Raw genomic sequence first — 26,426 nt, forward strand, 5'->3', positions numbered from 1 at the left:
AATATTGTTGAAGCGCTGCTGTAAATCCGGTATAATAAAAGAACAGAAAGGAGCGGTTTGAATGCAAGATTGTCTGTTCTGTAAAATTGTTGCAGGGGAGATCCCCTCTAACAAGGTCTACGAAGACGAAGTGTGCTATGCCTTTTACGACATTGATCCGCAGGCACCAACGCATTTTTTGGTCATCCCCAAGCAGCATATCCAATCCGTGGCTGCAATTGACGCATCGAATAGTGCGATTGTAGCACACTGCTTTGAGGTCATCGCAAAAATCGCGGCGGATATGAAGATGGATAGCTTCCGTGTGGTTTCCAATATTGGAGAGCAGGCGGGGCAGAGCGTATTCCATCTGCACTTTCATGTGCTTTCGGGTCGAGATATGACCTGGCCTCCGGGCTGATGAAAAAAAGAAGTGGCCTTACCGCCACTTCTTTTTTACACTTGACAGGGAAGAAGGAGAAAAAATGCGGGAACGGCCTCTTGTTTTTCTGGTTCCGGCAGCTGCCGCGGCCATATTTTGCGCGGTGTGCTTAGATATTTGTCTAAAACCAAGTTTTGCACTTTTCCTTCTTTCCTTTTCGTTGGCTTTGGCAGGTGCACTGATAGAGCATAAAAAGCTGTTTACACTATGCTGCATGTTGGCAGCTGCGTTTCTCGCATTTACGGGTTTTTCTGCCTATCAAGCTGTTTTTGTGGAACCTATCCGTCTGTTGGCAGGTACCCATGTCGAAATCACGGCGACGGTATTGCAGGATGCAGCGGTGTATGACGACAATCAGCGCGCAGAATTATCTGTAGATGATAACGATGTACTGCCGCGCAGCTTTCGCATGTACTGTTATCTGCCACTAACAGAGACACCGCTTGCTGCTGGAGATCGGATCAAAGTAAATGTTGGGTTTTATCTGCCGGGGAATTCAGAAGGATTTGATCGTGCAGCCTATCAGGCATCGGAAGGCTGTTACATTACCGCTTCATATACGAAAAATGAAAATGATAAGCCCATGTCGTTTACCGTGTTGCAAACCGATAACCGTTCATTCCGGTGGATACCGCAGCGCATTGCACATTTTTGCAAACAAGCGATACAAGATGCCTTGCCGGAGCGAGAGGCTGCTTTACTGACCGGTTTGCTGATTGGAAACACGGATGCGATTTCCGATGCTGATACCATCTCCTTGCGGATTGCGGGACTCAGCCATTTAGTTGCCGTTTCTGGATTACATGTTGGTTTTCTGGTTGCGTTTTGCTATTTAATTTGCGGACGCAAATGGGGGACTTACCTGTCGGTGCCGCTGATTCTTTTGTTTGTGCCAATTGCAGGTGCGTCGCCATCGGTGATCCGCGCTGCGATCATGTATCTGATTGCAGCTGGTGCATTTATCACTCGACGAGAAGCCAACACGCTGAATTCCTTATTTGCTGCGCTTGCTTTACTGCTGGTTCAAAATCCGTATGCAATCGCCGGGTTGAGCTTACAGCTCTCTTTTTCAGCAACGCTGGGATTGGTGCTGCTGGCTGGAAAAATGCAGACAAAGCTGCTGAAGCCGCTTCACAATATGCCAAAGCCTGTTTATAAGCTTCTGTCTGTTCTTGTGAGTGCAATATCCTGTACCGTTTGCGCGACTATTTTTACTGCGCCGATTTTGCTTTCTTCCTTTGGCTATATTTCCATCTTATCCGTTCTCAGCAATTTGATGGTAGTTGGTGTGACTGCGATATGTTTCATTGCAGGATTTCTGCTCTGTCTATTCGCGGCTTTTGTTCCGGTTGTAGTGCCGATACTGTCGGCAATTGTGCAGCCGCCGCTGCGCTATATCTTATGGGTTGCAGAGCGTGTGTCGGATCTTCCTTATGGCATGGTGAATTGGGGCGATAGCTTTGGACTTGCTGCACTCTTTCTCTGCTTTGCGGCAATTCTGCTCTGGCTGATGATAGGGCAGCGTGTCAAATGGAAGGTCATTTTGCCGATTCTTTGTTTGTGTTTGAGCTTGCTCAGCGGCATAAATGCGTATCAATATCAGAGAACGTATCGCGTGACCTATTTACCTTGCGGAACGGGACAGGCTATCCTTGTTTCTGACTCATCGCATGTGACTTTGATCGATTGTGCTGGAGATGGCGGATACCGGGATGCTGCACAGCTTGTACAGGAATGGATGCGCTATCATAACATGGACCATATTGACACACTAATTTTAACGGCAGTGGATCGTGGGCATGCGCGAGATTTGCCGACGTTGCTGCAAACGGTTTCGGTGCATCAGATTTTGATTCCGGACGGATGTAGGCAAACTAAGTACAATACAGATTTGATAGAGCTGTGCAATCAGGTTGGCGCACAAGAAATTGATCAATTCAATGTGTTGGATAACGGTGCTGCTCCAATTACTGTTTTTCCGGTGACGGATGGGAAAATGGGCGTGCAGATTGCCGATGAAATTTTAGTCCTCCACAGTCCAACACAAAAGCAGCTTGCGGCTTTTTTGGAATCGGATTCAATAACGGCACCGGAAATTGTACTTTCTCAAAGCAATATGGAGGATGATGCATTGTTAACACAGGCAGTAGATGCAATGCATGCAGAAAGAATTGTGGTACAGGCTGGATTTGGAGATGTCATGTCGGAGTATCATGATCTTCCTGTGGAAAGTCCATATGTGACCGGAGAAATCGTGAGGAAATTCAGAAAGGAGTGAGGAAATATGCCACAGGAGAAGACAAAATCAAACGGAAAGGCGCAGCTGATTCGTGATTTGAAACAGGGAACCTTTGCTCCTCTTTATGTGATTTCCGGCGAAGAAAGCTATTTAAAGGAATACTATTTACAGCAGCTGCGGGAGAATGTGATTGATCCGACCTTTGCGGATTTCAACCAGATTGAATTGGAAGGAAAGGGACTAACTCCCGAGCAGCTGACCGAAGCGGTGGATAGCTATCCTGCGATGTCGGAAAAAAAGCTGATTATCGTAACCGATTTCGATTTGTTCAAACCGCCAGTCGCGTTCTCCGATGTGTTGCCTGCTTTGCTGGAAGATTTACCGGATTATGTTTGTCTTGTGTTCTACTATGATATTCTGGACGGGAAGCCGGACAAACGAACCAAACTGTATAAGACGCTGCAAAAGGTTACGTGCTTTGCAGAGTTTTCTCACATGGAAGAAAGGGAGCTGGTTGCATGGTTAGAACGGCGTGCACGTGCGCTGGGCTGCGCCATTACACCGGAGGATGCTTCTTATATGATTTTTCTGTGTGGGAATTCGATGACCAATCTGGCAGGGGAGATGGAGAAAGCTTCGGCACATACCACCACCGGAGAAATTAAAAAATATAATATTGACGCGGTCTGTTCTCCTGTGCTGGATGCTGTGGTTTTTGATTTGACTGATGCAATCACAGCAGGAAAATTTGAACGCGCAGTTTCACTGGTGGGTGATTTGATTGCACAGAAAAACAATGAAGTCATGATTTTTACCACCATCACACGCCATATTCAGCGCTTATATGCGGCAAAGCTCTGCGCGGAAGCAAGGGCGGGAGAGAAGCAGTTGATGGACATGATTGGTTCCAAATCGCCGTATTACGCGAAACAGATTCAAAACGCAGCGCGGCGCGTATCGTTAAAATGGCTGCGAAAAGCAGCGTCCTTATGCGCACAAACCGATACGGCACTAAAGGGCAGTGCAGTAGATCGCCAGAAGCAGATAGAATTAACGCTGTTGTCCATGGCGTCTGCGTTGAGGGAGGCCTAATATGATACGAGTTCGTGAAGCCATAGTGGTAGAAGGCCGTTACGATGTCAATACAGTCCGTCAGGTTGTGGATACAGTTGTGCTGGAAAGCGGTGGATTCCGTATTTTTCATAATAAGGATCAGCTTCGTTTGCTGCGAAAAATTGCAGAAACACGCGGTTTGATTGTGTTGACGGACAGCGATGGGGCGGGCTTTGTCATTCGCAATTATATTAAAGGTGCATTGCCGCTCGGTAGTGTGAAGCAAGCCTATATCCCGGATATTGCGGGTAAGGAGCGACGCAAACGGCATGGCTCCAAGGAAGGTAAGCTGGGAGTTGAGGGGATGCGTCCAGCGGTCATTTTAGATGCCTTACGTCGCGCCGGCGCAACTTTTGAGGACGAATCGAAATCATCTGCGCAGCACGAAACGCCTATCAGCAAAGCAGATTTTTTTGCATGGGGGTTATCTGGGCAAAGAGACAGTGTAAATCGTCGCGCCGCTGTCCTGAAAGCGTTGGATTTGCCGGCCCATATGACGGCCAATGCGCTGCTGGAATTTATCAATGCGGTCAGCTCCCGAGCCGAATTGGAAAAGATCATAGATAGAATATCCACGGGGGATTGACAAGTTGCAAAGAGAAGCCTATAATATCAGTGTAAATTAAATAGTTCTGTTTCAGGGCGGAGTGAAAGTCTCCACCGGCAGTATACGGACAGCTTGTCCGATAGTCTGCGAGCCGCAAGGCATGATGGGTGTGAATCCCAACCGACGGTTATAGTCCGGATGAAAGAAACAGGTGTATTTCGGTACGTCTGCGCGCCCTTGGATGATTCCAAGGGCTTTTTGTTACCCATTCAAACAGAACTCCTTGCAAAGGAGAAGATACCTATGACGAAAACCAGCAAAATCACGTATACCGCAGTTTTTGCGGCGATCGCAACCGTTCTCATGTATTTTGAATTTCCGATTCCGTTCATGCCGCCATTCCTCAAGGTTGACTTGTCTGGCGCTGTAGTATTGATCGGCGCATTTATTTTTGGAATCGGTCCGGCCATTACCATGATCGGGATCAAAGATTTGATTCATTTGACGCAAACCCAAACCGCAGGTTCTGGTGAATTGGCTGATTTTTTGATGCTGTCGACACTGGTTATCATTGCCGTACTGATTTACCGCGCACATAAGACCAGAAAAATGGCAGTTGTCGGTTGTTTATGTGGCTCTGTTGCTATGGCAGGCATGGGCATGCTGACGAACTATTTCTTGATTATCCCGTTCTATGTCAATGGAATGGGATGGAATTTGGATGCTATTTTTGATATGTGCCGAGCGGTCAATCCTGCAATTAACGGCATGGCGGCATATCTTTTCTTAGGTATTTTGCCGTTTAACCTGATTAAAGGTGTGATTTTGACCATCATCACTATGGTTGCCTATAAGAAACTGAGTGTTTTCATCAAATCGAAGCAGATCGCAATTCATACACGGCAAAAAGCGAATTAACAACTGAAAAATGGGGGACATGGACGGGCAAACGTCTATGTCCCTTTGTTAATAGGAGGTCATAATGGATAAGAGAAAGAAATGGATTCATGCATTGTTGCTTTGTGCGGTTGGCATTGGTATCGCCGGTTTACAATGTGGCTTAGTGACACGATACTATACGTTGGAAACAGATAAGATAAAAGAGGAGCAAGGGATGCGTCTTTTAATGTTATCTGATTTACATAGCTGTATTTATGGAGAAAACCAGTGTCAGCTTATGAGCCGGATTATACGCGAACAGCCGGATTGCATCTTTCTATGTGGCGATATCGTAGATGATAAAACACCACGTGATGGTGCGAAACAATTATTGCAGCAAATCACGAAAATCGCACCGTGCTATTATGTTTCGGGAAACCATGAGTTTTGGAGCGGTCAAGCCGATGAGATATTTGATATGATAGAGACATATGGTGTTCAAGTGCTGCGGAATGAACAGGAAATCGTGACCATAAATGATATCAGCTTTACATTATGTGGTGTCGATGATCCTGCTGCAACCGGGACACGACGGGCTGGTTCGTATGGAGAAGCGGAAGCCTATCAGCAGACGTTAGCACAGTTCCAAAGCTTGGGTGCAGAACAATTATGTGTATTGTTGGCGCACCGGCCAGAGTATATTGATGAGTATGCGAAGTATCCATTTGATTTAGTTTTATGCGGCCATGCGCATGGCGGCCAATGGCGTATTCCGTATCTGCTAAATGGTTTGATTGCGCCGAATCAGGGATTGTTTCCGAAGTACGCTGGCGGCCAATATGTCTATGATGGTATGACCGAAATTGTCGGTCGAGGTTTGGCGCGTGACTGGAAACCGCGTATTTTCAATCCACCGGAAATTGTGGTTGTTGATGTAGTTGGAACAGGGAAAGCATAGCACCATAGCACATCTGAAAAATTGAAATATATAATTATACAAAAGAAAAGTTTTGTATAATTGAGGGTGGAAAAATTGAACGCAAGCTATTGCAACAGCCGGATACGCTGGTTCATCCAACGCATCCGGCTGTTGCTTATTTCCATGTCACTTCAATTGGATTTTGATCCACTAACCGCACGATTTCATTCGAATTATAGCTATCCGTAAGCACATTACGCAAACTGCTTTGGTATTGTGCCAAAAATACCAATCCGGTGTTATCAAAAATTACCGTATTAAAGCATGGCGCATACCTGAATCCTGTGGTTTGGTCGATATTTTCATAGGCAACGGCTAATTTCCCATTATTATAGGCAATTGCATTGCTATCCCTGTGCCACGACAGATATTCTAAATTCAACGTGTTTGGCGTCTGCATATCAATACGGAATGTACCATCGCCATTGGGCAGCAACACCGTCGCGGTTTGGTCAATAACAGTGACGATAAAATCATCATTTTCTAACAGATTGTACCACGCACCATCATCCGTCTGTGTTGATTGAATTTTCAGACGCTGTATTTGTTGCATGGTATCCATTTCTATAATTGTTAAAAAATAGTCATTCTTGTGCCGCGTATACAACAGCAACGTTCCATCGTCTTCCCACTGGCTTAATTGTAGAAATTCCTCTGTGGTGTCAATTGGAAATACCATTCTCAGGCTGTCCAGATGCAAGCATCCATTTTCTGCAATTTCTATTCCTCCACCCTTGAGGGTCTTTACGACACCTGCCGCATAGTCCAACGCATATATGCCATATCCTCCCGGAATCAGGCTGGTATCTACCGTGTTCCCTTTTAAAGTGTGGTTATTAAATGTGAAGTAGCAGGTTTGTGGTGTAACAACACTTTGCGTATCCAGATAGAATTGATCCCCTTCTTCATTGCCAGAGCTGCTGGTAGCGAGAGATCCGTCGCGACTTTTTGTCAGCGAAATGGTAATCCGTTCCGTTGGCAGGACAGGAATGCGAAAAAATTCCTGTAACTTATTCCACATCGCAAGGCTGTCACTCTGACTAGGACCATACGTCCAAATGCCAAAATCGTGATTGATTCCTTCTAAACTAATAAAACCTTCCAGTGGATAATATTCGCAATAATCTGCAACCATGATGGTTTTTTCTACTTCTTTATCGGTAGCTGCGCTGTCATACAACTCCTGATAAACACGCTCTAATCCAGTTTGCCGATACTTTGGCGTATCCAGAAAATTGCTGCCGCTGGATTGAACAGCTGAATAAATCTCAACGCCTTGATGGGACTGGTCATATGACTGCTCTTGTTCGGTGTTGAAAAAATGGTACTCTGTTTGTGTATGCGGTGCACCAGCTTGCAGTTTTATCGTGCTGTCCCAGAAAAGGTGATTGCCATAGGTTGCGTGTGTCTGCATGGACAGCCCATCCGCAACCGCTGGATCGCCTAAAAGTATGGTCTGGGTAAATCGCACTTGATCGTGCGCAGCATACACTGTTTGAGCACACCAACCGACTGCTGCGACTCCGAATACTAACAGTGCAGCAATAAACCCCAATGCTTTGCGCATGCACTACCCCTCCCCGCCCGTGATATCATCCAGCGCGCGGCTGACACGGTCGGCACTGTAGTGGTAGGTCTGTTTGATGTATGTCATCAAACTAGTACCATTGTCCTCGAGTTCCGAGGCCGCTACATCGCCAACAATTTGTCCTTGGCGAATCAGTACCGCGCGGCTGATAAAGTTAGAGACTTCCTCAATCAGATGCGTGGACAAGATAATGGTTTCATGTGGTTCAAGAATACCAAATAATACTTTATAAAAGTCTTCGCGGTTAAATACGTCATTTCCTGCGAATGGCTCATCCATCAGAATATAATCTGCACCTTGACACAGTGCAAGGATTACCTCAAACTGATTTTTTTGCCCAGTCGAAAAGCCGTGCAATGCTTTATGCATAGGAAGCTCAAAAAAATCCATCAGTCCGGCAAAACGCTTATCAATGAATCGAGGAAAATGCTCCTTATAGAACTGTCGATGCGCTTCTGCTGAAAGGTTCGGGAAAAAAGAGTGCTCGCTTGTTGCAAATGACAATCGTTCGATATTGTTATGCGTGATCGGCGCCCCGTCCAGTGTAATAGCACCGTCATAACGTAAAAATCCAAGGATACATTTCATAAGTGTTGTTTTGCCTGCACCGTTTTCACCGAACAGGCCGACAATCTCACCCGGGCCAAACGACAAATCAACCTGCTGCAATGCTTGTTTTCCGCGCAGGCGTTGACTCAATGAATAGCTTTTGCTCACGTTCTTGATTTCCAGCATCACAAATCCCCCTCCCTACCATGTCGGCAAGCATTGTGCCGGTGTGACAATATAGTACGCTGTCAAAAACAGCAGTTTTAATAGAAATGCTGTGAGCAAGCTGATGAGTGCACCGATCAGCGGCAGTGTAAAATCACGTCGCATCAGCTCCCAGCGCTGCGGCAGGCGGCGCATCAAATAGATACTTTTGCTTCCCATGTAGTAACTCAAATGATGAGATACGGCTGCGAATAGTGAACAGAGCGCCACAATGTAAAAAAGCGATAGTGATTGCCCCAGCAGGATATCAAAAGGCAGCATCATAGCATCGGATCGCAGCACGCGATCGCCACCGACCCGATCAAACAAAAAGTCATATGCGCTACGCAGACTGACGCCATAAATCAGCACGGCAATGCACGTCGCCGCAGCTAGTCCAAGCCCCAATCGCCTGGCTTCTTCTTTGATCTGGGTGCCCGGTGGCGCGAATCTGGAAAGGTTAATCGTTTTCATCGCTCGTTACCTCCTCCGCATTGAACCACACATCCCACAATGAGTAAAGAATCACAGCCAAATGAAACAAGCACAACATTACGTCTGATGCTAGACTACCAAGCGGTCGTACGAAGTAAAACAGCATAGCAACAATCGTCATGGAAAGCGGTGCATTGTTGCGTATATTTCTTCCATAGCGTTTTCGTACCACTGCTCCAGCCGTTACAAAAGCAAGTGAAGCAAATGCAAAGAATAGATAGAACCATCGGCTGACTGATTCAAGCGGTAATATGCTGTGTAAAAACTCATTTCGGTAAAATGCAAGAAACAAAGCCTGATTTGACAGTCCGGATGCAATCTCCTGTGCGAGATAATATCGACACAGAGCGGTAAGTACAACAATTTCTGCCATCCATAGGATCACAAAACATAAAAAGCAGAAAAAGACATGCCACAGGAAAACTGTGCGTTCTGTAATGCGCAGACGGCGCAATGTATAGCCGCCGCTGTTCATACGGTACAAAAACGCAACTAAGAAAATGGTTTCACCAATAAATCCCCATTTGAAATAATCAGGCTGCATCACAGTTTCTAAAGCGGCTGCACCACGCTGTAACTCCCATAGGAACAGTCCGGTTTGGATACCGGCCACAAGTATGACTGTGCAGAGTAGCGGTGTAATGGAACTGCGTATATACAGCATTAGCACAGAAAGATGTTTTTTCCCCATATGTTCATCCTCCCCTCAATCCCAATAGTGTTCTATCAAGCGAAATGCCTCTGACTGAGACAGCCCCATCTGCTTCATCGATTGCACTACACTTTTCACATCACTTTCCAACAGCTCTGCGCGAATTTGCGCGATTTTATCTGTATCAAGTACCATATAGCTTTTGGCACCAGTATGGGAGCAGATCAGTTGTTCTTCTTCCAGCTGCCGATATGCCTTTTGCACTGTATTCGGATTCACTCCCAATAGCGCGCTTAACGTGCGGCGTGACGGCAGTTCATCACCATCATGATATTCTCCGGCAACAATGCCACGTTTAAGATACAGAAGGATTTGCTGATAAATTGGTATTCCCTCTTCCATATGAAAACCATTAAATGAAATCAACCAAGATCAGCCTACCTTCCTCTAAACTGTATCATATATATAATACACTTTCTGTAACTGTATTATATCTATGATACGGTTTTGCGTCAATAGACTGAAGCCGAGATTCTTCCCGAAACACATAGAAAAACACCTGACAGAATTGTTGATTCTGTCAGGTGTTTTGGTCTTGATCCAAGTATTCAATCACATGTGCCACTGCATCGTGGTCATTATCTCGAACCCGGATAGTAGCATGCTGTAAAATATCCGGCACGGCATTTTCCGGCACAAATGCAATTGCCGCTTTTTGCAGCATGGACAAGTCGTTGTCACTATCTCCTATTGCATAGATATTATTGGGTAACACCATGCAGTCGGCCGCAATTTGCATCATAGCTGATCCTTTGCCAATCCCCTGCCGTGTGATTTCACAAAATGTTGACATGGTGCAAACGGTGCTGAATGTATCTGCGGATGGTGCAAGAAACGTGCGCACAGCTGCGACGTCTGACGCAGGGCCGGTGAAATTGATTTGGCACCAGTCAGCTGGATTGGGTAATTCGCTGGGAGAAACACAAGTATACTTTAAGTGTAGTACGCGCATGTGATGTTCGGTTTCCGCACTCATGCGACAAACAAAGATCTGATCCGGCAGAAACACTTCACAGCCAATTTGAGGAAATGCAGAAAGAACCTGCTCTATCAAAATTGGTGTTTGCTCCGGCATTCCAGCGCAATGCAGCACTTTACTTTGTGCATTCAATATAAGTGAGCCGTTCAGTAAGCAATATGGCGCGTTGATCGGCAGCAAGTCAATATAATCGGTTACTGCTGCATAAGCACGTCCAGTTGCCAGCGAAAAAAGTCCGCCTTGTTCAGTGAAATAACGCAGTGCCTGTATATTTGCCTCCGAAATTTGACGTTCGCTGTCCAGCAAGGTGCCGTCCATATCGCATGCAAGCAGCATGCCATCAAATTTTTTCATGTCATCTTCTCCAGCTTTGCAAGAATTTGAGCAAAATAGGTTGGCAACGGTGCGGCAAACTGCATGGTCTGCTGTGTAGTCGGGTGACAAAGCGTTAGCTTTGCAGCGTGGAGACATTGGCCACCAATGTCAGAAAACCGATCTTTTTTTAAGCCGTAGACAGGATCTCCAATAATCGGATGCCCGATAGATGCCATGTGAACACGAATCTGATGGGTGCGACCGGTTTCCAGCTGAAATGCCATATGGGTATATCCATGAAACCGCTTGAGTACAGTGTAATGGGTAATCGCTTCGCGCCCCCCCTCCATAATCGCCATTTTCTTGCGATCGGTTTTGTGACGTGCAATCGGTTTGTCGATTGTGCCGGAATCCTCACGCGGACTGCCTACGACGATTGCTTCATAACCGCGAAAAGCGGTGTGCGCCGCAATTTGCGCTGCAAGGCTTTGATGTGCCGTGTCATTTTTTGCAACCACCAATAGACCGCTGGTATCTTTGTCAATACGGTGCACAATACCGGGACGATGCTCACCGTTGATGCCGGATAAGCTATCTCCGCAATGGTACATCAGCGCATTGACAAGTGTGCAGGACCAGTTGCCCGGCGCGGGATGGACAACCATGCCGCGCGGCTTGTTGATGACAATGATATCGATATCCTCATAGACAATATCTAACGGGATATTTTCTGGAATGATATCCACCTCACGCAATTCGGGTAACTGTACGGTGATCGTTTCGCCGCCGAGCAGTTTATAGTTCTTTTTCAGTGGTTGCCCATTACATAAAACCGCTTTTTCCAGCAACAAGTTCTGTGCAGCAGAACGAGTCAATCCCTCAATCTGGGTCGAGAGCCAGCTATCAATGCGTGCTCCAGCCTGCATGTCAGGTACAACCAAAACCATATCACTCATTGGTGTCACGCTCCGAGGCGGTGTTGTGGGAAGTGCCAGCTTGCTCCTCATCTTTGTGCAGGAACAGAAAATATATGACAAACAGCAGCGCGCCAACACAGATGAAAATATCCGCAACATTAAATACCGGAAAATGAATCAGCCGAAAGTCAAATAAGTCGACTACAAATCCTCGCATGACACGGTCGATTGCATTGCCGATCGCGCCCGCACCTACCAAAACCAAGGACCAGCGTCCCAGTGCGCTTTGCATCCAGCCCTTATATAGTGCAACTTCAATGACAATGGAAATCACAACCGCCAGCGTTACAAAAATCCAACGGGAATCAAACTGCGCAAACATACTGAACGCTGCACCACGATTTTCGACATAGGTTAAATGAAACACATTTTCAATCAAAGGGATGGTTTGCTGCGCCTGCAAACTGGTAAATGCCCAGTATTTCACTGCTTGATCGAGTGCGATCATAATGAACGCGAAAACTATATACAGCATCTTACGAACTCCTCATCGCTTAAAAAGGGGGAACAGAACGAGCATTCTGTTCCCCTTTTTGATTTTATTATCCTACCACTTTGGCACAGCGTGCGCACAAAGCAGGATGCTTTGCATCGGTACCAACCGACTTGGATTGCTTCCAGCAACGCAGGCATTTCTCCCCTGCTGCACGGGCAACTGCAATCGTCAGACCCGGCAGATTTTCGCTTGCCATGCCTTCTCCAGTGCCTTCTGCAACCGAAAGCTCAGAGACAATGCAGAGATCAGCCAAATCCTGACCGCAGCCGTTCAGGAAAGCAGCAAGTTCTGCATCGGCGTAAACCGTCACACAGGCCTCTAGCGGCTTGCCAATCGTCTTGGCATTGCGGGCACCTTCCAACGCCTTGTTGACGTCATCACGGAAAGCAGTGAGCTTGGCCCACTTTTGGGCATCCGCGTCGCTAAACGACAGCGCATCATCTGCCGCAGGCATCTCATTATACGCCACGTTGCGCACATCATCCTCTGTGGTATGCGGCATAGACTGCCAGATTTCATCTGCTGTGAAGCAGAGAATCGGAGAAAGCATGCGCACCAGTGCGCTGAGGATGTGATACATAGCAGTCTGAGCGGAACGACGGCTCAAACCCGCCGTGTCATCACAGTATAGGCGATCCTTGATAACATCCAGATAGAAATTTGACATATCAACGACACAGAAGTTGTGAATCGCATGGAACACCGTATGGAACTCATAGGAATCATAGCCTTCGCGAACCTTTGCAACCAGCTCATTCAGGCGCATCAAAGCCCACTTATCCAGTTCCGGCAGTTCTGCATATGCAACCATATCTGTCTTGGGATCAAAATCAAACAGATTGCCCAGAATATAGCGTGCCGTGTTGCGAATCTTCAGATAATTCTGCGACAGATGCTTGAGCATGTCCTTGGAAATACGCATATCCTGACGATAGTCGGAGGACGCAACCCAAAGGCGCATAACATCCGCGCCATACTGGTTCAGAATATCGTCTGGCGCAATACCGTTGCCGAGCGACTTAGACATCTTCTGGCGCTCTTCATCCACGATCATACCATGGGTAATGACCGTCTTATACGGCGCCTTACCCTGTGTGGCAATCGAGGTCAGCATAGAGGACTGGAACCAGCCGCGATACTGGTCGTTGCCTTCCAGATAAACGTCAACAGGCGTGGTCTGCTGCTCGCGATTTTCAATGACAGCACGCCAAGAAGAACCAGAGTCGAACCAAACATCCATGGTGTCGGTTTCTTTATCGAAATCACTGCAGCCGCATTCACACTTGATATCAGCCGGCAGAATTTCGGACGGCTCCATATCAAACCAAGCATTCGAGCCCTTTTCACGGAACAGGTCGGCAACAATCTTGATTGTCTGTTCGTTCACCAGCGGCTTACCGCACTTCTTGCAGGTGAAAATCGGAATCGGAACGCCCCAAACGCGCTGACGGGAGATACACCAGTCCGAACGCTCACGGATCATCGAGGTCATGCGCTCTTCGCCCCAGCCGGGAATCCACTGGATGTTTTCACAAGCCTTAACAGCGTCATCCTTCAGCGCGTCCACTGAACAGAACCACTGCTCAGTTGTACGGAAGATGATCGGGTTTTTGCAGCGCCAGCAGTGCGGATAGCTGTGCACAATCTCTTCGATCGCGAGCAATGCGCCTTCAGCTTTCAGATCTTCCAGGATGATCGGTGTGGTCTTTTCATAGTACATATTCGCGTACTTGCCAGCTTCTGCGGTTGTCATGCCCTTGCCATCAACCGGAACGATGATCGGAATATCATATTTCTGGCAAACGATAAAGTCGTCAGCACCAAAGCCCGGCGCTGTATGAACACAGCCGGTACCGGCATCCAGTGTAACATGATCGCCGCAGATGACAACACTTTCACGATCCATGATCGGGTGCTTGGTGCGCATGAGCTCAAGGTCCGAACCCAGCAATGTACCGAGCACTTCCCACGAGTCAATCTTAGATGCCTGCATCACAGACTCTACTAATTCTTTAGCAAGCACATAAATCTCGCCGGAGGGAACCTTGACCAAATCATATTCATAGACGGGATTGACCGAAATGGCGAGGTTGCCCGGAAGTGTCCAAGTCGTCGTGGTCCAGATGACAAAGTAAACATTGTCCAAGCTGCTAGTAATGGCAGCAATCTTGCCGCCCCTATCATCCGTCACATGGAACTTGACATAAATCGAAGAGCACGGCTCGTCCTGATACTCGATCTCAGCCTCTGCCAGAGCAGTCTCGTCATGCGGGCACCAATAAACCGGCTTCATGCCCTTGTAGATATAGCCCTTCTTTGCCATTTCGCCAAAAATCTCAATCTGAGTGGCTTCATAATCATGGGTCAAGGTTAAATACGGACGCTCCCAGTCACCAATGACACCAAGGCGCTTGAACTGCGTGCGCTGTGTGTTGACGTGATCGTGCGCAAACTCTTCACACTTCGAACGGAATTCCGCAGTGGAGACCTTATCACGATCCATGCCGTAGGCCTTGATCGCCTGACGTTCAATCGGCAGGCCGTGCGTATCCCAGCCGGGAATATACGGCGCCTGATAGCCCATCATATTGCGGGAGCGCACAATAAAATCCTTCAGAATCTTATTGAGTGCATGTCCCATATGCAGGTTGCCATTCGCATACGGAGGGCCATCGTGCAGAACGAAAAGCGGCTTGCCTTCGTTCTTCTTCATCAATTCGTGATACAGGTCGTCCTTTTCCCAATTCTCCAGAAAGCCCGGTTCGCGCTTGGGCAGGCCTGCACGCATCGGAAATTCAGTTTTTGGTAGATTGATCGTGTTATTGTAATCCTGCTGCATGGTGCAGTGTTCAGTCCTTTCGATTGTTACTTTACTTCCTTGGGGTCATAGTCGGCACCAAATTTTAATTCGCCAAAGTCAAATTTGCGTGTAGCATCCTCGATGGGAGCATCTGCCTGTTCCTCTTGTGGCTCAGGCTGGGCAGGAGTCTGCTGCTGCACCGGAGCTTTCGACGGTGTGGGCTGTACTGCTGGTTCCTGTTGCTGGCCAACCAATTTTTCCGCTTTGGCCAGTTCTACCAAAGCCTTGGCCTGTGCCTGATACGCTGCAGAAATGCGTGCAACAAATTCCAGTGTGCTCTTTTTTGCGGCTTCAAGCTTCTGCTCTTCCAGCGTAATTTCATCACGTGTATTTTTGACTTTGTTTTCCGTTTCATCTTTTGCGGCTGTGACAATATCCTGCGCCTCTTGTTTGGCCTTGTCGATGGTGTCCTGCGCAATCGTCTGTGCGCTCATTAGAGCCCGCCGCATGCCGTCTTCCACGCCGCGGTATTCCTCGATTTTATCAACCAGAACCTTCATTTTTGCTTTCAATGCAGCATTTTCCTTCTGCATTGCAGCAAACTCTTCTGCAACACGCTCCAAAAAAGTGTCGACCGATTTCATATCGTATCCGCCGAAAACCGCTTTTTCAAAGCCGATTTCCTGAATTTCCTGCACCGTCATATGTTATTCCTCCGTTTTTTATCTCTTGTCGCTTACGGGAAAATGGTCGGGCACCGCCCGACCACCGATACGCCGTATTTTCGACAGGCTTAAAGCATGTATAACACTTGCTCCAATGCAATCAGAACAAAGAACGCCAGCAAAAACGCCAAGTCAAACGGACTGCCTCGCAGCGCATCAATACGGCTGAGTAAACTGCGGAACGGTTGGATAAGTGGTTCTGTCACAAGACATAAAAATTCATATATCTGTGAACTGCCGCCTTGCGCAAACCAGCTCATGATGGCTCGTGCAAAAAAAAGAAATTGCAAAATCCGCAGCAGGCTGGCTACTATATAAATTATAATTGTGTTCACGGCACCATAACCTTAAAAATACATACCGCTGCTTTCCAGTTCGTCAATCAAGTCCCCCATAATGTCAACATTATAAGGGGTAATGATGTATGTGCTGTTTGCAACCTTTTTGATTTTACCTTCGTTGGCATATGCTACACCGCTGAGAAAATCCACAAGACGCCGCGCAATATCCTTATTGGTCTGCTCCAGATTCAGTACGACTGTACGCTTATCTTTTAAATGATCGGCAATTTCAGCTGCATTCTCGAAGCGATCCGGCTTGACCAACACCACGGCGAGCTGCGTTGTTGTGTTGATGTTGACCACTTTATTTCCACGGCGGGGCGAAGACGCTTCCGTTGATGCACTATCATAAGACCGGCCATAGGATCTTTCGTACGACCGCTCATAGGATGACGGCGCACTACTTTTCACCGGCTCTTCATTGCGCTGGCGGGGCAGTTCTTCTTCGTATTCGTCTTCGACATCCTCGCCTTTAACCCAATCGATAAAGCCTTTGATCGAACCCATGCAAAGTTCCTCCTTATGTTTTAGGGCGAAACGATCTGATACGGACGCGCACCAAAAATCGCTGTGCCGATGCGAACCATGTTTGCACCGCACTCAATCGCCGTTTCGAAATCATTCGTCATTCCCATAGACAAATAATCCATATTTACATTATCGTATTTTTTCGTCAAAATGTCAACAAATACTTGTTGCATTTCGTGAAAGTAGCTTGAATTTTTCGATATTTCATCCGCAATCGGCGGAATTGCCATTAAACCGCGAATATGCAGCGATTTTTGTTCACTTAATCTGGAAATCGCTTCATCCAACTCCTCAATCAGCAGACCACTCTTGGCTGCTTCCCTACCGATATTTACCTCCAAAAGGATATCCTGACATATACCGTGCTTGGCTGCGGCCTTAGCAATGGCTTCTCCCAAATGGACAGAGCCAACCGATTGAATCAAAGATACCTTGCCTATCAGATATTTGACTTTATTGGTTTGAAGGGTGCCGATGTATTGCAGATCTGCCCCATCATACGCATGTTGCTCATATTTTTCCAGCAATTCCTGTACACGGTTTTCGCCGCATACCTTGATTCCGGCAGAAATAGCCGCACGCACTCGTTCTGCATCATTCATTTTTGATGCAGCAACCAAAATAATGTCCTCTGGATTTTTCCCTGCACGTTGTGCAGCCTGCGCGACACGCTCCAGCACTGCTGCAATACGATTTTTGAGCTCTCTGCTTTCCTGTTCCGTCATGTCTTCACCACCATATTATTTTGCAAATTTTTTCCGCTAACAATAATTTGATCTTGCTCTACCAGCATGTCCGAATTGGTCGCGCTTTGTTCAACCACGTAATAATCATCAGCTTCATATAGTTTATTGATGATTTTAAACTTTTGGAAGCTGCCGCTGAGAATGAATACGCCGTCTTGCTTTTGGGTTTTGCCATCACTGGTAGTCGTTTCCTGTACATAAACCGCTTCTTTTGGAACTTTCAATCCGGTATAGGTTGAAATGATGATTTCAATCGGTTGTTGACGCATGGAGACCATTTCACTGTTGAATTCCGTACCGGCTAAAACGATTAACGCCGTTTCGCTGGTGCGGTCTTTTACAATGGAATAGACCGAAACAGGGGTCTCTAGAGAAGCCTGGGTGAAATTGACACGAAGACTTTGCCTTACTGAAAAGCGGTCTGCATCTTCTTGGGAGATCTCAGCAACCAGATACCACGTGAATCCTTGAATCATTTTTCCCCATGTCTGATCACTGACGATGGGCTTTGTCTCGGTTAATTCATGGAACCGATTTATCGTGAGGTCGTCCAATTCATCCAGTGTAAGTATTTCTTCGTAGCCATCTACAACTTCGGAAAAATAACCGGTTGCAGGCGCTGTCAGCTGTGTAGTGTGGCCGGATAACTGTGCGTTTAAGCTGTCTCGTTCCGTGACCAAAGCGTCGCGCTCGGCTGTAATGGCTGCCGTATCCACATTGTCGGCTTCGCGACGCAGTGCCAGTGTGCGGAGAGATTGGGCAGAAGAGTTCAAAGCAGAGCCAGAGCCATTTTTGGTCTGCGCGGCCATTTGCTGCATGGACAAAATAATCATCTGGTCCAGCTTGGAAGCATCGGAACCGTCTGTTGCAGACTGCAAAGCTGTGTCGAGTAAATCAATGCGGTTTTCCAATGGATCAAGCTGTTGGCTCAGCGCGAGTGCGTCTGCATCAGAATAAACGATGGCAAGCGGCGCACTTTGCTGCACGCGCTCACCGCTGTATACGATGTGTTTGACAGATCCCCCTGTACTGCCGCTAACAGGGATTTCATCACGAAAGAACCATCCTTGCGCGGTGATACTGTCATTGACTGTGACCCGAACCGCAGGTGTGGTCTCAATGCCGACAGAAAAAGCGCTGATGATTTTCTGTCCAAGATATATAAGTATTACAACAGCAATCAACAGAAGAATAATTCTGCTGTTTATGCCGCTTCTTGTATGCTTTTGCTTTTTGCCTGTTTGTTGCTGCATAAGGAACCTCGTATCTTATCATTCCGCTGCACGCTCCTCTCTGGGTGCATGCAGATCAACACGATTCTGCGGGATCAGGGTGGAAATAGCATGTTTATAGATCATTTGCTGCTTTCCGTCGCTATCCAATATCACAACAAAATTATCATATCCACGGATGGTTCCGCGCATCTGAAATCCATTTGTCAAAAAAACAGTGGTATTGATTCCTTGCTGGCGCAATGCGCACAGCATCCGGTCCTGCAAATTGATTTCGTTTCGCACAATGATTCCTCCAATATTTTACAATTTATGGTATCATTGTACACTTTGGTTTCGTAGATATTCTGTCGCTTCCTGTAAAACGTATGAGAAGTCCTCAGCTCTATTATAATAAATCCAATGGATGCTGTCATCCCTTTTTAACCATGTTAACTGTCTTTTTGCATAATTTCGACTGCGTTGTTTGAGTAATTCCACACAAGAATGCAAAGAATCCTTGTCTTGTAAGTAGCCCAGCAGTTCTTTATAGCCAATCGCTTGCGCTGCAGTTCCTGTGAGTTCGCCTTTTGAAAGGAGGCGCTGTGTTTCCTCCAGCAAACCGTCAGACAGCATTTGATCGACGCGTTGGTCAATGCGGTCATACAGTGTTTGTCGCTCTGCCGGGCATACGCCGATTTTTATGGCGGTATATTTGGGGATTGAGCGCTTATGCTGACGGTTAAATTCCCCTATCGTCATACCTGTCTGCTCATATACTTCTAAGGCACGAATGACGCGCTTAAGATTATTGGGGTGCAGCCGCTGTGCGCTTTCTGGATCAACCATTGCCAGACGTGCATGCACCGACAGATTGCCTTGTGTTTCCGCCATGTGCTGATATTTGTGTCGCACGGTCAAATCTGTTTCATCACCAGAAAACGTACTGCATTCGATCAATGCATCCATGTACAGACCGGTTCCGCCGACTACAATTGGCATCATGTCGCGCGATAGAATGTCCTGTGCTGCGGCATCAGCCAATTCTACATATCGCGCAACGGAAAACGGTTCGTTGGGTTCGCAGATGTCCAACAAATGATGTGGGATCCCCTGTCGTTCTTCCATGGTCGGCTTTGCGGTGCCAATGTCCATACCGCGATAGATCTGCATGGAATCCGCTGAGATAATTTCTGTATGCAATTGTTTTGCCAATGCAACCGACAACGCGGTTTTTCCGCTTGCAGTCGGCCCGCAAATGCAGATCAAACGGTTTTGCATTCTGAACTCCTTATTGATTGACACGCTTGAACAGTTTATCTAATTCATATTTGGTCAGCCTGACAGTTGTCGGTCTGCCGTGTGGACAGGACTGTACATCATTATCGGCCAGTACGCGGTCGCATAGAGCCTGCAATTCTGTCCTCGACGATGCCTTCCCTGCTTTGATTGCCGCTTTGCATGCGACCGTATGAATCAGGTCATCCAATCGGTCTGGAACCGCGGTGCGGCTGTGCATCAGCTTTTCTGCCAACTCGCCAATCACGCTGGGCACATCCGCACTATCCAGATATGCCGGTACGCTGCGCACAGCGAAGCTGTTTTCGCCAAAGCTGTCGATCGCAAAACCAGCTTGTCGAATTTCTTCTAGACCGGATTGAACGGCAGATGCTTCCTCACCGGTTAATTCTACGATAACCGGTGTCAACAACTCCTGCTGTGGGATTTCGGTTTCCTGCCGAAGCTGATTGAACAATAATCGCTCGTGCGCGGCATGCTTGTCAATCAGGATCAAACCATCCCGGTCTTCGGCGATCAGATAGGTCTGAAAACATTCTCCGATCACACGCGCACCGCTGTCAAGCGGTTCCAAGCTTTGTGCAGTACTTGGTTGTGCGTCGGTTCCCCTTTTGGTGACAGGCTCGGATGGCGTCTGCACGATTGGGGCTGGCTTATGCTCAGGCATCGGCTCGTCTATGCGATGATGGAACGCTAGATCACTGCGATTCTCTTGTATAATGCGTGGTGCTGCGGCATAGGTCCCCGAGAAGGATGGCTTTTTCGCACGGGGCGGCACAGCAACTAGAAAATCTTCCAGTTCCGGTGGCTCCGGCATTTTTGCGGTTGACGAAACGGGTGTTGCAGGTTTAGAGACAGCAAAACGCTGCTGCGTATAAACTGGAATGCTTTCTTTCGGTTTTTCTTCGACGGTTTTTTTCTCTTGATGTGTCAAATACGGCATATTGTCATTGGCCGCAATCGCATTTTTACAAGCGACGTAAACTGCTTCAAACACGGGCTTCTCTTGCGAGAATTTGACTTCGGTTTTTGCTGGGTGCACATTGACATCCACTGCGGCGAGCGGCAGTTCAAGAAATACTGCACCAGATGGATATTTGCCAGTAATCATTGCATTGCGGTATGCCTCTTCAAGCGCTGCCTGCATGAGTCTGCTTTTCACATATCGACCATTGACAAAAAAGTGCTGCATCGAGCGATTGGGGCGTCCAGCATGCGGCTTGACAATGTATCCATAAGCCGTCATTCCGTTGCGCTCGCAACGTGGCACCTCAATCATGTTTGCGGTCATTTCTTTTCCAAACACAGCAAATACCGGCGCCATCAGTTTTCCCTTTCCGTCAGTAGAAAACACCTGCTTGCCGTCACGGATCAAGCAAAAAGCAATTTCCGGATGGGATAATGCAGCATGCTGCACGACACTGAGGATATACCCTGCTTCGGTAAAATCCTTCTTCAGAAATTTCATGCGTGCAGGCGTGTTATAGAACAAATCACGCACCACGATCGTGGTGCCCTCCGGACAGCCTGCCTCCTCCTGTGTCTGGATTTCACCGGCCTCGAGGTGTAAATGCAGTCCAGCAATCGCACCCTTCTGCCGTGTGAACAAATCAATTCGGGTCACCGATGCAATGGCAGCTAACGCTTCACCGCGGAAGCCCAGCGTGCCGATAGCGGTCAAATCTGCCTCGGTGCGGAGCTTGCTGGTTGCATGGCGGCGGAATGCGATCGGTGCATCCTCTGCGGACATGCCACATCCATTGTCAGCAATGCGCAGATAGCTGATCCCGCCGTTTTCAATCTCAATCGTGACGCGGGTCGAGCCTGCATCAATCGCGTTTTCAATCAGCTCTTTGGCCACGGAAGCGGGTCGCTCAACGACTTCGCCCGCCGCGATCAGATCGGCTAGATGCGGGGATAATTCGTGAATGATTGCCATGTTGGGTCCTTTCCACTTAGGATTCTCAATAAAATGCGTGACCGCAGTTCGGACAGCGGTGTGTACCGAGCGCGGACTGTTTGCCACATTCGGGGCAAGTAACTTTGGACTGCGTCACATGACGGTCCTCGTCGGTAGGCTGAAACAGCTCAATTCGGCCGCACTGCGGGCAGGACATGATCATCACGTCAAGCCCACCGGATAGGAGATTTGGCAGGTCGCCAAAAATCCAACTGGTCTTGCCGAGTTGGATCGTACTGCAAACAATTCGTTCCAATGGTACACCGCAACACAGGCATTTTCGTTCAGCCATCAAGTCGCCTCCATTAATCTAGAGCATTTTTTTCAGTTCATATAAGGCATTAAGTGCCTCAATCGGTGTCATGGTATCCACTTGCAGAGCACGCAGCCGTTGTGCGACCGCGCTATCAGTCAGTGCTTCCATCGTGACCTGCGGACCTTCATCCTCAGTCACTTCATGCAATTCTGGTTTTGACATGGTTGCTTCCAGATCTGCCAGCACAGCTTTTGCTCGTTTGATAACCGCATTAGGAATGCCTGCCAGCTTAGCAACTTCAATACCGTAACTGTCATCTGCTCCACCGCGTACGATCTTGCGCAGGAATGTAATATCATCACCGCGTTTTTTCACCGCGATATTATAGTTTTTTACGCCATTGACCATATCCTCCAGCACGGTAAGCTCATGATAATGAGTAGCAAATAACGCCCGCGCTCCAACCTTGCGCTTATCCGCAACGTATTCGATCACAGCGCGGGCAATTGACATACCGTCATAAGTAGAAGTGCCGCGACCGATTTCATCGAGAATCAACAGGCTGGACTTGGTTGCGTGCTTGAGAATATCAGCAACCTCGCTCATTTCCACCATAAAGGTGGATTGTCCGCTTGCCAGATCATCGGATGCGCCTACCCGAGTAAACACGCGGTCAGCCACGCCGATGTGAGCGGAGGATGCAGGAACAAATGAGCCAATCTGCGCCATAATGGTAATGAGCGCTACTTGCCGCATGTAAGTCGATTTGCCCGCCATGTTTGGGCCGGTGATGATTGCTACGCGATTTTCACTGCCGTCCAATACCGTATCATTCGGGATAAACAGGCTGTCCGCCAGCATTTTTTCCACCACCGGATGACGGCCGTCGTGAATCTCGATGCGGTCGGAAAAATCCACCACCGGGCAAACATAGTTATTATCGCAGGCCACTTCAGCCAGAGCGCATAGCACATCAAGTGCGGCAACGGCTTGCGCGGTTTTCTGGACGCGATGCACTTGTTCGGCAATCTGCTCCCGCACAGAAACGAATACATCATATTCCAGAGAGGTCAAGCGCTCCTGCGCACCCAATACAGTGCTCTCCAGTTGCTTGAGTTCCTCTGTGATGTACCGTTCTCCATTGGCAAGCGTCTGTTTACGGATATAGTAATCCGGGACTGCATCAATGCTGGATTTGCTGACCTCAATATAGTAGCCAAACACACGGTTATAGCCGATTTTCAGCTTGCTAATACCCGTCTTTTCCCGTTCGGTCTGCTCAATGGCGGCAATTTTCCCTTTTCCGCCGGATGCCAGATCGCGCAGATAATCAATTTCCTCGTTGTAACCCGACCGAATGAGTCCACCTTCACGGAGCAAGATGGGCGGTTCCTCCACGATGGCCAGTTCGACCAGAGCATGGATATCCTCCAGCAGATCCATGTTAGAAGTAATCTCTCGCAGCATAGGCTGCGAAAACTGAGCCGCCTGCTCCCGAATCTCCGGAAGGCACGCAATAGCGGAAGACAGCGCGCGCAAATCTCGACAGTTGGCTGTGCCATAGGTAATGCGTCCGATCAGACGCTCGATATCAAATATCTTTTTCAAAGAATCTGACAGTGAGGAACGAGCAATGACATCATCGCACAACGCCCCAACCGCCTGTTGGCGGCGTACGATATGCAGTGGATTGTACAGCGGTTTTTCCAGCCACTGACGAATCAGGCGCGAGCCCATGGCGGTTTTTGTGTGGTCAAGCACCCAAAGGAGTGTTCCCTTTTTCTCCTTGGTGCGCATGGTTTCACATAATTCCAGATTGCGGCGCGCAATCAAATCGAGTTCCATGTATTGACCCTGATGAAAGACTTGCAAATGGTTAAGTGCAGCAAGACTTGCCTGCTGCGTCTGTTCCAGATAAGAAAGCAGACCGCCCAAACATTGAATGGTCTGCGGCAAATCCGTCAGACCAGCAGCATAAAAGTCTTCTATATGAAAATGGGAGCGAATGTGTTCCGCTGCCCTTTGCATATCGAAGCGCTCCTCAGGCATTGGCTCGACTAAGGCTTCCAAGCGCTCTTTCAGAAAGTGGAGAAAGGCATCAGCTGATGGGGCAGCACCGCCAACCAGCACCTCTCTCGGCCCAAAACGGCCAAACTCGCTGGCAATATCCTGCCAGCTATCCGAACCGGTCGCCCAAATCTCGCCGGTGGTGATATCGGCAAAGCATACGCCGATCCCCCCCTGCTCCGCGTAAACGCAGCCAAGAAAGTTGTTGCGCTCTTCTTCCAGCATGGAGGCTTCCACAACCGTTCCGGGAGTAACACGGCGCACAATTTCACGCTTGACCAGTCCCTTGGCAAGCTTGGGGTCCTCCACTTGCTCGCAGATGGCAATTTTGTAGCCCTTACGCACCAGCTTTGCAATATAGCCTTCAGCACTGTGGTAGGGCACGCCGCACATGGGTGCCCGCTCTTCCTGTCCGCAGTCACGACCGGTTAGCGTCAGTTCAAGCTCGCGGGAAACCAGCTTAGCGTCATCAAAAAACATTTCGTAGAAATCGCCCAAACGATAAAACAGAATATAATCCTTGTTTTTGTTCTTGATTTCAAAATACTGTTTCATCATGGGCGTAAGTTGTGCCATTTTTTCGACCTCTTTCTATATTTTTCGCGCAAACAGGCAGCGCAGGCTGGTTTTTTCGATTTCAGCTTCTATGAACGAGCCAATCTCAATATCTGTGCCACGTACACATACCAGAAGATTGCCTTCGGTACGCGCCGTGAAAGGATATTCCGGTCCTTTCGCTGTGCCGTCTACCAACAGCCGCACTTTTTTTCCCTGATAAGCAGCTTGCCGTTCAGAAACGATGGCATCCTGCGCATTTAGCAGGCGCTCGAAGCGCTGCTGTTTTTCCTGCGGTGTCGCATTATCTTCGTAAGAGGCCGCAGGCGTACCAGTACGGGGAGAATACAGGAAGGTAAACAGCAAGTCAAAGCGCACGTCTTCGACCAGTTGTAGGGTTTGTTCGAAATCCTCTTCGGTTTCTCCCGGAAAACCGACAATAATATCGCTTGACAAGGTGATATCTGGCATTTTTGCCCGCGCATCTGCAATCAGAGCACGATATTCTTCTGCCGTATATCGACGGTTCATGCGACGCAGAATTTCATCACTGCCAGACTGAAACGGCAGATGCAGTTGTTTGGCAACTTTCTCACACTGCGCCATCGCGTCAAACAGACGTGGTGAAGCGTCCTTGGGGTGACTTGTCATAAACCGTAGCCAGAACTCACCTGGCACAGCGTTTAAGCGGCGCAGCAAATCAGCAAAGTCGATATCCAGTCCCAAGTCTTTGCCATAAGAGTTGACATTTTGCCCCAGTAAGGTGATCTCCTTATATCCTGCCGCCACAAGCTCTCGCAACTCTTTTTCGATTTCCTCAGGACGGCGGGAACGCTCGCGCCCACGCACATAGGGTACGATACAATAGGTGCAGAAGTTGTTGCAGCCATACATGATGGACAGCCAAGCCTTTGGTCCCTGTGCGCGTAATACCGGTAATCCCTCGGCGATATCATCCTCACCACCGATGTCAAAGACACGCTTCTTTTCAGTAAGCACGCGATACAGCAATGATGGGAAGCGCCAAAGCGCATGCGTACCGAACAGCAGGCTGACTTGAGGATAGCTTTTTTTGATTTTCTCTACGTTTTTCTCCTGCTGTGCCATGCAGCCGCACAGTGCAATCACAACATCAGGACGCTGCTTTTTCAGATGGCTGAGTGCGCCAATGTTGCCAAATGCACGATCCTCTGCATGTTCCCGCACTGCACAGGTGTTATACAGGATAAAATCTGCATCCTCCGGTCGGTCAGTCATGCGATATCCCATTTCGTGTAGCATGCCGCGGATGCGTTCGGTATCCGCTTCATTCTGCTGGCAACCAAACGTATGCGTGTAAGCGCGCAGCTGCTTATCGCGGATCAGAGCGGAAACCGCGTCGATATAGGTAAACTGTGATTGCAGTTGTTCTTCGGAAACGGTAACGGGTGATGGCATGGTTTGCC

26 protein-coding genes and 1 riboswitch are annotated in these 26,426 nt (G+C 48.1%); of the genes, 6 read left to right on the top strand and 20 right to left on the bottom strand.

Annotated features, from left to right (window positions below):
• Positions 1-61: 61 nt before the first annotated feature.
• The 6 genes from ABGT74_RS00990 to ABGT74_RS01015 all read left to right on the top strand — a co-directional run bounded on the left by ABGT74_RS00990 (position 62) and on the right by ABGT74_RS01015 (position 6,157).
• The gene (locus ABGT74_RS00990; protein WP_346704095.1) at positions 62-400 is read left to right on the top strand and encodes a histidine triad nucleotide-binding protein; all 339 of its coding nucleotides are present in this window, start codon (positions 62-64) and stop codon (positions 398-400) included.
• 64 nt (positions 401-464) lie between these two features.
• Positions 465-2,699, top strand: coding sequence for a ComEC/Rec2 family competence protein (locus ABGT74_RS00995; protein WP_346704096.1), 2,235 nt, complete (start codon positions 465-467; stop codon positions 2,697-2,699).
• 6 nt (positions 2,700-2,705) lie between these two features.
• Complete coding sequence (gene holA / locus ABGT74_RS01000; protein ID WP_346704097.1) at positions 2,706-3,752, top strand: DNA polymerase III subunit delta; 1,047 nt, start codon at positions 2,706-2,708, stop codon at positions 3,750-3,752.
• 1 nt (position 3,753) lies between these two features.
• Complete coding sequence (locus ABGT74_RS01005) at positions 3,754-4,359, top strand: DUF4093 domain-containing protein (RefSeq protein ID WP_346704098.1); 606 nt, start codon at positions 3,754-3,756, stop codon at positions 4,357-4,359.
• Positions 4,360-4,402: 43 nt separating this feature from the next.
• Positions 4,403-4,534, top strand: a riboswitch (FMN riboswitch).
• Between the two features lie 89 nt (positions 4,535-4,623).
• The gene (locus ABGT74_RS01010) at positions 4,624-5,238 is read left to right on the top strand and encodes an ECF transporter S component (RefSeq protein ID WP_297282619.1); all 615 of its coding nucleotides are present in this window, start codon (positions 4,624-4,626) and stop codon (positions 5,236-5,238) included.
• Between the two features lie 64 nt (positions 5,239-5,302).
• Positions 5,303-6,157 carry a metallophosphoesterase gene (locus ABGT74_RS01015; protein WP_297282620.1) on the top strand — a complete coding sequence of 285 codons (855 nt, stop codon included), beginning with the start codon at positions 5,303-5,305 and terminating at the stop codon, positions 6,155-6,157.
• A gap of 136 nt (positions 6,158-6,293) precedes the next feature.
• On the opposite strand, the gene ABGT74_RS01020 is transcribed toward ABGT74_RS01015, so the two are convergent.
• The 20 genes from ABGT74_RS01020 to miaB form a co-directional block, all read right to left on the bottom strand.
• On the bottom strand, positions 6,294-7,745 hold the full coding sequence (locus tag ABGT74_RS01020) for a hypothetical protein (protein ID WP_346704099.1): 1,452 nt from the start codon (positions 7,743-7,745) through the stop codon (positions 6,294-6,296).
• 3 nt (positions 7,746-7,748) lie between these two features.
• The gene (locus ABGT74_RS01025) at positions 7,749-8,501 is read right to left on the bottom strand and encodes an ABC transporter ATP-binding protein (RefSeq protein ID WP_346704100.1); all 753 of its coding nucleotides are present in this window, start codon (positions 8,499-8,501) and stop codon (positions 7,749-7,751) included.
• A 15-nt stretch (positions 8,502-8,516) separates the two neighbouring features.
• On the bottom strand, positions 8,517-8,993 hold the full coding sequence (locus tag ABGT74_RS01030; RefSeq protein WP_346704101.1) for a hypothetical protein: 477 nt from the start codon (positions 8,991-8,993) through the stop codon (positions 8,517-8,519).
• Positions 8,980-9,705 (bottom strand): hypothetical protein, encoded by a 726-nt coding sequence (locus ABGT74_RS01035; protein WP_346704102.1) that lies wholly within the window; start codon positions 9,703-9,705, stop codon positions 8,980-8,982. Before ABGT74_RS01035 ends, ABGT74_RS01030 begins: the two co-directional genes overlap by 14 nt.
• 15 nt (positions 9,706-9,720) lie before the next feature.
• Positions 9,721-10,092, bottom strand: a complete 372-nt coding sequence (locus ABGT74_RS01040) for a GntR family transcriptional regulator (RefSeq protein ID WP_297282625.1) — start codon at positions 10,090-10,092, stop codon at positions 9,721-9,723.
• Positions 10,093-10,246: 154 nt separating this feature from the next.
• Positions 10,247-11,059, bottom strand: a complete 813-nt coding sequence (locus ABGT74_RS01045) for a Cof-type HAD-IIB family hydrolase (RefSeq protein ID WP_346704103.1) — start codon at positions 11,057-11,059, stop codon at positions 10,247-10,249.
• Positions 11,056-11,976 (bottom strand): RluA family pseudouridine synthase, encoded by a 921-nt coding sequence (locus tag ABGT74_RS01050; protein ID WP_346704104.1) that lies wholly within the window; start codon positions 11,974-11,976, stop codon positions 11,056-11,058. Before ABGT74_RS01050 ends, ABGT74_RS01045 begins: the two co-directional genes overlap by 4 nt.
• Positions 11,969-12,472: a signal peptidase II gene (gene lspA, locus ABGT74_RS01055; protein WP_346704105.1), complete on the bottom strand. Its 504-nt coding sequence runs from the start codon at positions 12,470-12,472 to the stop codon at positions 11,969-11,971. The genes ABGT74_RS01050 and lspA overlap by 8 nt, the downstream gene beginning before the upstream one ends.
• A gap of 67 nt (positions 12,473-12,539) precedes the next feature.
• On the bottom strand, positions 12,540-15,332 hold the full coding sequence (gene ileS / locus ABGT74_RS01060) for an isoleucine--tRNA ligase (protein ID WP_346704106.1): 2,793 nt from the start codon (positions 15,330-15,332) through the stop codon (positions 12,540-12,542).
• A 26-nt stretch (positions 15,333-15,358) separates the two neighbouring features.
• Positions 15,359-15,997, bottom strand: coding sequence for a DivIVA domain-containing protein (locus ABGT74_RS01065; protein WP_346704107.1), 639 nt, complete (start codon positions 15,995-15,997; stop codon positions 15,359-15,361).
• An 89-nt stretch (positions 15,998-16,086) separates the two neighbouring features.
• Entirely contained in the window at positions 16,087-16,353 is a 267-nt protein-coding gene (locus ABGT74_RS01070) for a YggT family protein (protein ID WP_346704108.1), read from the bottom strand.
• Positions 16,354-16,365: 12 nt separating this feature from the next.
• Positions 16,366-16,866: a cell division protein SepF gene (locus ABGT74_RS01075; RefSeq protein ID WP_346704109.1), complete on the bottom strand. Its 501-nt coding sequence runs from the start codon at positions 16,864-16,866 to the stop codon at positions 16,366-16,368.
• Positions 16,867-16,886: 20 nt separating this feature from the next.
• Positions 16,887-17,612, bottom strand: a complete 726-nt coding sequence (locus ABGT74_RS01080) for a YggS family pyridoxal phosphate-dependent enzyme (RefSeq protein WP_346704110.1) — start codon at positions 17,610-17,612, stop codon at positions 16,887-16,889.
• Entirely contained in the window at positions 17,609-18,886 is a 1,278-nt protein-coding gene (locus ABGT74_RS01085) for an HlyD family efflux transporter periplasmic adaptor subunit (protein ID WP_346704111.1), read from the bottom strand. Before ABGT74_RS01085 ends, ABGT74_RS01080 begins: the two co-directional genes overlap by 4 nt.
• An 18-nt stretch (positions 18,887-18,904) precedes the next feature.
• Positions 18,905-19,153, bottom strand: a complete 249-nt coding sequence (hfq, locus tag ABGT74_RS01090; RefSeq protein ID WP_297282666.1) for an RNA chaperone Hfq — start codon at positions 19,151-19,153, stop codon at positions 18,905-18,907.
• Between the two features lie 30 nt (positions 19,154-19,183).
• Positions 19,184-20,125, bottom strand: a complete 942-nt coding sequence (miaA, locus tag ABGT74_RS01095; protein WP_297282634.1) for a tRNA (adenosine(37)-N6)-dimethylallyltransferase MiaA — start codon at positions 20,123-20,125, stop codon at positions 19,184-19,186.
• A 10-nt stretch (positions 20,126-20,135) separates the two neighbouring features.
• Positions 20,136-22,082 (bottom strand): DNA mismatch repair endonuclease MutL, encoded by a 1,947-nt coding sequence (gene mutL / locus ABGT74_RS01100; protein WP_346704112.1) that lies wholly within the window; start codon positions 22,080-22,082, stop codon positions 20,136-20,138.
• A 25-nt stretch (positions 22,083-22,107) separates the two neighbouring features.
• A complete protein-coding gene (locus ABGT74_RS01105; protein WP_346704113.1) occupies positions 22,108-22,395 on the bottom strand; it encodes a hypothetical protein in 288 nt (95 codons plus the stop codon).
• A gap of 18 nt (positions 22,396-22,413) precedes the next feature.
• The gene (gene mutS, locus ABGT74_RS01110) at positions 22,414-25,002 is read right to left on the bottom strand and encodes a DNA mismatch repair protein MutS (protein WP_346704114.1); all 2,589 of its coding nucleotides are present in this window, start codon (positions 25,000-25,002) and stop codon (positions 22,414-22,416) included.
• A gap of 15 nt (positions 25,003-25,017) precedes the next feature.
• Entirely contained in the window at positions 25,018-26,418 is a 1,401-nt protein-coding gene (miaB, locus tag ABGT74_RS01115) for a tRNA (N6-isopentenyl adenosine(37)-C2)-methylthiotransferase MiaB (RefSeq protein WP_346704115.1), read from the bottom strand.
• Positions 26,419-26,426: the final 8 nt, after the last annotated feature.

Origin of the sequence: uncultured Agathobaculum sp. (assembly GCF_963927765.1) — a bacterium.
In the GTDB taxonomy this organism is placed as follows: Bacteria; Bacillota; Clostridia; order Oscillospirales; family Butyricicoccaceae; genus Agathobaculum.